Source organism: Mesorhizobium sp. WSM4807, assembly GCF_055811615.1.
The window spans coordinates 382,585-389,627 of the sequence record NZ_JBVVQY010000003.1; the positions used below are offsets into that span (position 1 = coordinate 382,585).

Annotated in this window: 6 protein-coding genes; 4 read left to right on the top strand and 2 right to left on the bottom strand. The window is 60.8% G+C overall.

What is annotated here, in order from left to right; all coding sequences use genetic code 11:
- Positions 1 to 5: 5 nt before the first annotated feature.
- The 3 genes from AC0L3N_RS06005 to AC0L3N_RS06015 all read left to right on the top strand — a co-directional run bounded on the left by AC0L3N_RS06005 (position 6) and on the right by AC0L3N_RS06015 (position 5,457).
- Positions 6 to 2,609 carry a serine/threonine-protein kinase gene (locus tag AC0L3N_RS06005; protein WP_473546328.1) on the top strand — a complete coding sequence of 868 codons (2,604 nt, stop codon included), beginning with the start codon at positions 6 to 8 and terminating at the stop codon, positions 2,607 to 2,609.
- A 134-nt stretch (positions 2,610 to 2,743) separates the two neighbouring features.
- Positions 2,744 to 3,127, top strand: a complete 384-nt coding sequence (locus tag AC0L3N_RS06010) for a DUF1036 domain-containing protein (protein WP_473546329.1) — start codon at positions 2,744 to 2,746, stop codon at positions 3,125 to 3,127.
- Positions 3,124 to 5,457: a M23 family metallopeptidase gene (locus AC0L3N_RS06015; RefSeq protein ID WP_473546330.1), complete on the top strand. Its 2,334-nt coding sequence runs from the start codon at positions 3,124 to 3,126 to the stop codon at positions 5,455 to 5,457. The genes AC0L3N_RS06010 and AC0L3N_RS06015 overlap by 4 nt, the downstream gene beginning before the upstream one ends.
- An 85-nt stretch (positions 5,458 to 5,542) precedes the next feature.
- Here the strand turns inward: AC0L3N_RS06015 and AC0L3N_RS06020 are convergent, their stop codons facing one another.
- Positions 5,543 to 6,073 (bottom strand): OmpA family protein, encoded by a 531-nt coding sequence (locus AC0L3N_RS06020; protein WP_473546331.1) that lies wholly within the window; start codon positions 6,071 to 6,073, stop codon positions 5,543 to 5,545.
- A gap of 194 nt (positions 6,074 to 6,267) precedes the next feature.
- On the opposite strand from AC0L3N_RS06020, the gene AC0L3N_RS06025 reads away from it, so the two are divergent.
- Positions 6,268 to 6,846, top strand: coding sequence for a DUF6931 family protein (locus AC0L3N_RS06025; RefSeq protein WP_473546333.1), 579 nt, complete (start codon positions 6,268 to 6,270; stop codon positions 6,844 to 6,846).
- Here AC0L3N_RS06025 and AC0L3N_RS06030 read toward each other — a convergent pair.
- Positions 6,829 to 7,043: hypothetical protein (locus AC0L3N_RS06030; protein ID WP_473546335.1), on the bottom strand; the 215-nt coding region annotated here is incomplete at its 5' end. The genes AC0L3N_RS06025 and AC0L3N_RS06030 overlap by 18 nt on opposite strands.

Genomic DNA, 7,043 nt, shown 5'->3' on the forward strand with positions numbered 1-7,043 from the left:
GGCTGATGAGCGCCGACGACAAGACGCGAATATCGCCTAACGTCGCCAACACAGCCGTAGGCACGCAACTCAGCGGCATCTATGAACTGGACGAGCGGATCGCATTCGGTGGCATGGGCGAAGTCTACCGGGGCCACAACATTCAGACCGGCGACCATGTCGCGATCAAGATCGTCTTGCCCGAGTTCGCCCGCGATCAGACGATCCTGTCGCTGTTCCGCAAGGAAGCGTCGATCCTCAATCACCTGTCGCACGACGCCGTCGTGCGTTATCACGTCTTCACGATCGACCCCGGCATCGGTCGCCCCTATCTTGCCATGGAATTCGTCGACGGCCCGTCGCTGTTCGATATCATGCGACGTGGCCCGATGCCGACGGAAGACGTGCGCAAGCTCTGCCATCGCCTGGCTTCCGGCCTGAGCGCCGTGCACCAGGCGGGAGCAATACACCGCGACCTCTCCCCGGATAACATCATCCTGCCGGGAGGCCGGGTGGAACGCGCAAAGATCATCGATTTTGGCATCGCGCGGTCGGCGACCGTCGGCGGAGAGACGCTGATCGGCGGAAAGTTCGCGGGGAAGTACAACTACGTTTCTCCCGAACAGCTCGGGCTGTACAGCGGCGAGGTCAGCGAGCAATCCGACATCTACAGCCTGGGGTTGGTGCTGGCCGCTGCTCTGCGCGGGAAGCCGATCGACATGGGCGGCTCCCAGTTCGAGATCGTGGAAAAGCGCCGAACCGTTCCGGACCTGTCCGACATCGACGGCGATTTTCGTGGAATTGTGGAAGCCATGCTGCAGCCGGATCCACAAGACCGGCCGATCAGCATGGCGGACATCGCCAGGGTGACACGTGACGATACGGATCAGGAGACAACGCCGCCAACGTCGATCACGCCGCGCGACCGGACGCCGCGAGCGGGGGGGACCGCCGCGCCTGGCCCCAAGCTCCCAAGTCAACGTCCGGCGGCTCCCGGTGAACAGCGCTTCGTTCCGCATGTCCGGCCGGCGCTTCTGTCCGAACCAAGGCCTTCGCCAGTTGCCGGTCCTCGGGCGGTTTTGCCAAAGGTTCCTGCAAAGTCCGCCAAGAGCCGATCGATCGTGATCGCTGCCTTGGCGGCCTTAGCTGTCGCGTCAGGTGCAGGCATTTATCTAAGCGGCTTGATGACGCCTTCCACTCCGACCGGCAGTGAGACAAAGCTCTCGGCACCGGAAGCATCAACGCCGGCCCCGACGGACAGTGTTGCAAATTCGCCGAGCGATGAGCCGGCAAAGGCAGTTCCGCCTGAGCGGTCACAAACAGAGGCCGCTGCGCCTTCAGCTGAAAAGCAGGCAGCTGCCGCAGCGGATCAAAAGCTGGAGCCGACACGGCCCGCCGAAGTCCTCTCACCAAGCGAGGAAACCTCGGAGCCGGCGGCATCCCAGGAAACTTCGGAGCCGGCGGCATCCGAGGAAACTTCGGAGCCGGCGCCAGCCGAGGCGCTGTCGCCAGCTGAAAATCAGGCAGATGCCGAGGCGCAAAAGTTGGAGCCGGCACGGCCCGCCGAAGTCCTCTCACCAACCGAGGAAGCGTCGGAGCCGGCGGCATCCGAGGAAACCTCGGAGCCGGCGGCATCCGAAGAAACCCCGGAGCCAGCGGCAGGCGAGGCACAACCACCGCCGGCAATTCAGCCGGATAGCGTGACCAGCGATAGCCAGCAAGCTGTTCCGCCGCGCGTCCAGGTCGCGCCGGTAGCGCCGGCCGACAAAGTCTCACCGCCCCCAGCGGTCCAGCCCGACGTGATGGAGAAGCCCGAGCAGCCGGCCAGCCAGCAGGCCACCACCCAGGTGCCCGACCCCGCTGCAGGCCAGGCGGACGACGCGAGCGCAAAGGGGCAACAGGACGAACCGGCGGCAGGCAAACAGCCGGACGGACCCGCCATCACCTTGAACGTGCCGAAACCGGAACTCGAGCTGCCGCCGGCAATTGCCCTCGACAAGGCTGCGCAACGGGTCTCCTGGGTGCGCGAGTTCAACGGCGGCGACTGCTTCTATGCGACGTTGACGTCGGCAACCGAGACCGCCGTCGCAATCGAAGGATTGGGCACAGAGGTTCAGCCCTTCGAACGAATGTTGTCCGATTTCCAGGCAAGATTCCATGTCGAACCGGACATCAGCGTCCGCCTCATTGAACCGGCTCAATGCGAAGTCACCAATTTTCTGCGTTTTGTGGACCAGACGGCGGCTGACAAGCCGCAGCTTGTTCTCGATCGAACGACGGTGCCGAGCGGTTCGCCGATCGGCGGCACGCTGGTGACGCGTGGCGGCCTGATTTCCAGCGTGCTGCTGATCGACCACAGGGGCATGGCATTCAACCTCGACGGTCGTATCTTGGCGCAAGCTGGCAAGGCCACGTTCAACTTTCCGATCGATCTCGGCGCAGCCGACAAGGCGGCCGGCAAGGTCGTGCCGCAGATCATAATGGTGATCACGGGTCCACAGGATATTCAGGCTGCGGCGTTCTCCGCGCCGACACCAGCCGCGCTGCTGTTGCCCAGGATTCTCGAAGAGATCGCGACCACCCGATCTGAGTTCTCCGCGACTGCAAAGTACTTCCGGCTCGGCGGGTAGCATGGACGCCGATGGACCGCCGCCGCTCGCGTTTTTCCTTCCCGACCGCTGTCCCGCCCAAAAATCAGCGTGACTGGCTTCGCGGCCTACTTACCCTGAGAGGCCGTATCAGACTTACGGTCACGTCGGGCGCGATGTTGCTGGCTCTCCTGTCGTCCCACGAAGCGCGCGCCGAATTCACCGTCTGCAATCAGACGCTCGACGTCGTCAATCTCGCTGTCGGCCAAAAGGTCGACAATGCGGACCAGACCGATGGCTGGTGGACCATCGGCGCAAATCAGTGCGTGAACGTGATCCGCGAGGAACTCACCAACCGCTATATTTACATCTATGCGACGGACGTTTTTGGCCATGCAACCCTGACCGGGTCGACCGAAATGTGCATCGACAGGCGCCGATTTTCGATACGCGGCATCAATGAATGCTGGCAGCGCGGCCATATCGCCGCACGATTTCTCGAAGTCGATACACTTGAACAGGCGCGGTGGACCTTTTTCCTGACCGGAAGCAATCCGTGACGCACAGTATCGACACAAGCTTCAGGTTGAAAAAGCAGGCGCGCGCGGCCCAGCGCAGGCGCCGGCTCTGGCGCAGACTCCTTGCCGGTCTTGCTGTGGTTGTCCTGTTGTCGATCGCTGCCGGCTTCTATCTCACCGCGGACTATTGGTCGTTTGGCGATGAAGATGAGGAGTTGCACGCGGTCGAGGGAACCGACGATGTCCCAGCCGATGCATCGGTCTATGTGCCTGCCATCATCGATCTCGCAGGCGACCCGATGTGGATCACCCTTGCGCCCGACACCGGCGCCGCAACAAAAAGCCAAGTCATCCCGCGCCCGGCAGAACTCGATCAGGCTGGAGTTTCTCCCCAGATCGAAATTCTGACTGACATGATGCTTAGCGCCAGCGAAAAGTTCATGACAACGATACCGTCCACGCAGGAAGATTTTGCATTCTTCCAGGCACAGCGACAGACCACGTCGGCGCCCTCCAATGATCTGCAAAACGATGTTCAGCCACCGCCCGTTCTAGACAAGGCTCCGGTTGCTTCGGACCCGCTGGTGGACGCCGATGATGCCGAAGCAGGTTGGGGCGAAACAATCGATGCAGGCGAGGCAGCCCTTCCCGCATTCCGGAAAACCCAGATCGAAAACAACACCAGCGTTGCAAATGTCACCAGCGAACATCAACGATACGAGGCTACCGAGGACACGTTCGTAAAGATTCTCAACGACCGCAGCTTGGACAGCGTTGTGCTGGATGCTCGTTTCTCCGCCGAGGATGCCAAGCTGGCAGGCGAAGCCCTGAAGGCGCTTTTCAATCGGGAAAGCCTTGAGCCGGGTTATGTCGTCGCCATGCGCGGTTTCAGGCCGACGCGCGAGACGACAACCATGTCCCTCATGCAGGTATCGATCTATGCCAAGAACGTATTTGTCGGCACGCTGACGCGCAATGCCGCTGGTGTGTTTGTGTCTGGTGTGGACCCCTGGGTCCGCGAAGATCTGTTCAACTACTCGGGTGCACAGGCGCAAGGCACGCACAAAAGGCAATACCGGCTGCTCGACGCAATCTACTCGACAGCAGCGCGCAACAAAGTCCCGACCGGCGTGATCGGAGAAGCGATCATGTATCTTTCGCGAGGACAGGATCTGGATGCCTTCGCCAGCGAAGACCAGCGTCTGGTGCTGATCTATTCGCAAAGGCCACGCGGCAAGGAAGAGACGGCCGGACGGGTGCTGTATGTTGGCGTCCAGGGTAGCGAAAAAAGCCTCGACTGTTTCGTGTTCCAGCAGACCGACGGCCAGTTTGCATGCATTAGCGGCGACGATCAGGTTCGCTCGCTGACAGTCACCAACGGCATGGTTACCCCGGTCAACGGGGTCATGACGTCCACCTTCGGCCCACGCAAGCACCCAATCCTCGGGACTGTTCGCATTCACAAGGGCGTGGATTGGGCGGCGCCTTTGGGTACGCCGATTGCAGCCGCCTTCGACGGCGAAGTCGTTTTTCAAGGCGATGGAGGGGGTTACGGCAACCTGGTGAAGATTTCGCACGGAAACGGGCGCGAGACGCGCTATGCGCATATGCAGAAATTCGCGGTCAAGGGCGGTGTCGGCGCGAAGGTGAAAGCAGGCGATATCATTGGTTACATCGGCACCACCGGCCTCTCGACTGGGCCGCACCTGCATTTCGAACTCTATCGCAACGGCGAGGCGATCGATCCCCTGGGTACGGTCACGGCAATCGCAACGGACGCTTCCGCCGTCGAAACGCTGACCGACCGTATCGTTCAAGTCGAAAGTGGCGGCAGCGCCCGCGCCAAGAACCCACTGTCTTCGGCGACCGGCGCCGGTCAGTTCATAACAAAGACCTGGATCAGGATGATGAACACCTACCGCCCCGAACTTGCGCGGACGCTGTCAACCGCCGACCTGCTTGCTCTGCGTTATGACGCCACCATCTCGCGCGAGATGGTCAGCAATCTGGCGCGCGAAGGCGAAGCCTATCTTCGGTCGCGCGGCCACCAGATCACAGCCGGTCGGCTTTATCTCTGCCATTTCCTGGGAATGGAAGGCGCCCATCAAGTGTTGTCGTCGCCGGGTTCGGCGCAATTGAGCGCCGTGCTCGGATCGGCCGTCATTCAAGCCAACCCGTTTCTCACCGGCAAGTCCGCCAGCTATGTCGTGAGTTGGGCCGAAAGGAAAATGGGGCGGAAGCTGAGCCCGGCGATGGTTGAAGCGAGCCAACGGACAACGACAACGACGGAAGTCCGGCAGACATCGCCCGAGTTCGAAAAATACAAGCAGGCGATCACGGCTATGGTGAGTTCCGTTCAGAATGCGCTTTGAGCCAGCGCATGGCCCGGAAATCGGAATCGGTTTGGTTTGCTGCGCTGACCTTCGGTTCGCCTCGAACAGGACGCGCGGGTCTGGTCTACTCAGTCCTTATCCGCATTTCCACCCGGCGGTTTACCGGATCGAACGGATTGGGGTTGCGCGGATTCGCTTCGCCCAAACCTGTCGCTTTGATGCGGGCAGGATCGATGCCGTTAGAGGTCAGGAAGGTCGTTACCGATCTCGCTCTTCGTTCCGACAGTCCCTCGTTGTAATCAGCCGAGCCGCTTGCATCGGTGTGACCCTCAACAACGAAGTTCAGAGTGCTCAGTCGGCTGTCCTTCAGTGCCTTGGCGAACTCGTCCAGTTCAGCGCGGGCAGTCGCATCGAGTTCCGCAGAATCCAGGCCGAAATTGATCAGCATGTCGAGGCTGGTTTTTTCGGCAGGCGCTTGCTTGTTCTTGCTGTTGCACTCTTCCTCGGTGCCGACGCAAATTCCACGCGACGGGCCGAACTCGCTCGCCGCGTCAAAAAACTTCACGATGTCTTCTGATTTCTGAAGCGGATCGGCAAAAGCATGGGTCGAAAAAAGCGCGACCGTAAACGCGAAGGCTAAACTGCCCAACTGCATGACGGTTACTCCTGTCTTGAGCATCCGATTTCATCGACTGCGGACAATACCAAATTCCGAATCGATTGTCTGTCAATAAACGTCAAGCATACGGGTGGTGAAGGGCAGTTGCATCTTGCTCAGGACTGGAGACTTGACCCGCGCCCTGTCCAGGGCTTCAGTGTCGATTGTTCCCTGGGGAAAGCGTGGCGGCCATGGCCAATGAGCTTCGATTCAAAACGGCACGGGATCTTTTCATGGCCTGCCCCGCTGTTTCCAGGGACATGGTGGCACTTCCGACCGAACAGCCTTCAATCGAATTTTGCCGCGCCCTCCTGGCCGGGCGGGTGCCCGAGGAGGCGATTACGTTCTGTGCCTATCTGCTTCCCGAGCGGGCTGCGGTGTGGTGGGCTCATGAATGCCTGAGCCACCTCACCGTTCTGCTCGACAGCAGGGATCAGGAATTGCTCGCGATTGTTCGCGACTGGGTCAGCGAACCGGAGAGCCCTCACCATCGCCCGGAAGTGAGCAAGGCTGCGGCAATGCCGCCAACAACGCCGGCCGCCTGGATTGCCCTGGCTGCAGGACGGCATGGCAATGGTTCGGCTCTGGAGGCGTCAGCGGTATCGGCCTTGCAGCCAGCACCTCCCGCCCGCGCTGTGAGTGCGGGGGTTCTGGCCGGGCTGGCACGCGTTGCACTGGAGGACCGCTTTTCAGTTCTTTCCGCGTTTGTCGAAATGGGCATCCAGTTGGCAGAGACAGAGGCGCTGCGCCAATCAGCGGATGCGAATTAGACCGTAGCCCGGATCCGCGAGCGGGATACGTTCAAATTGAACTGAGCATCCGGCTCTATCTGTTTGATTTAGCCGCATTTCCTGCGACGCCAAGTGATTCCACTTGGCCGTAAATGCTCTAATTTCTTGGCTTACTTGCAGCAGCCATTCAACGCTATCCTCCCCAGCCGCCTCCTCCTCCGCCGCTCCCCCCACTC

Excerpts from the sequence above, each read along its gene's own strand:
- AC0L3N_RS06005 (WP_473546328.1), top strand. The coding sequence starts at position 6 with ATGAGCGCCGACGACAAGACGCGAATATCGCCTAACGTCGCCAACACA.
- AC0L3N_RS06010 (WP_473546329.1), top strand. The coding sequence starts at position 2,744 with ATGTTGCTGGCTCTCCTGTCGTCCCACGAAGCGCGCGCCGAATTCACC.
- AC0L3N_RS06020 (WP_473546331.1), bottom strand. The coding sequence starts at position 6,073 with ATGCAGTTGGGCAGTTTAGCCTTCGCGTTTACGGTCGCGCTTTTTTCG.
- AC0L3N_RS06025 (WP_473546333.1), top strand. The coding sequence starts at position 6,268 with ATGGCCAATGAGCTTCGATTCAAAACGGCACGGGATCTTTTCATGGCC.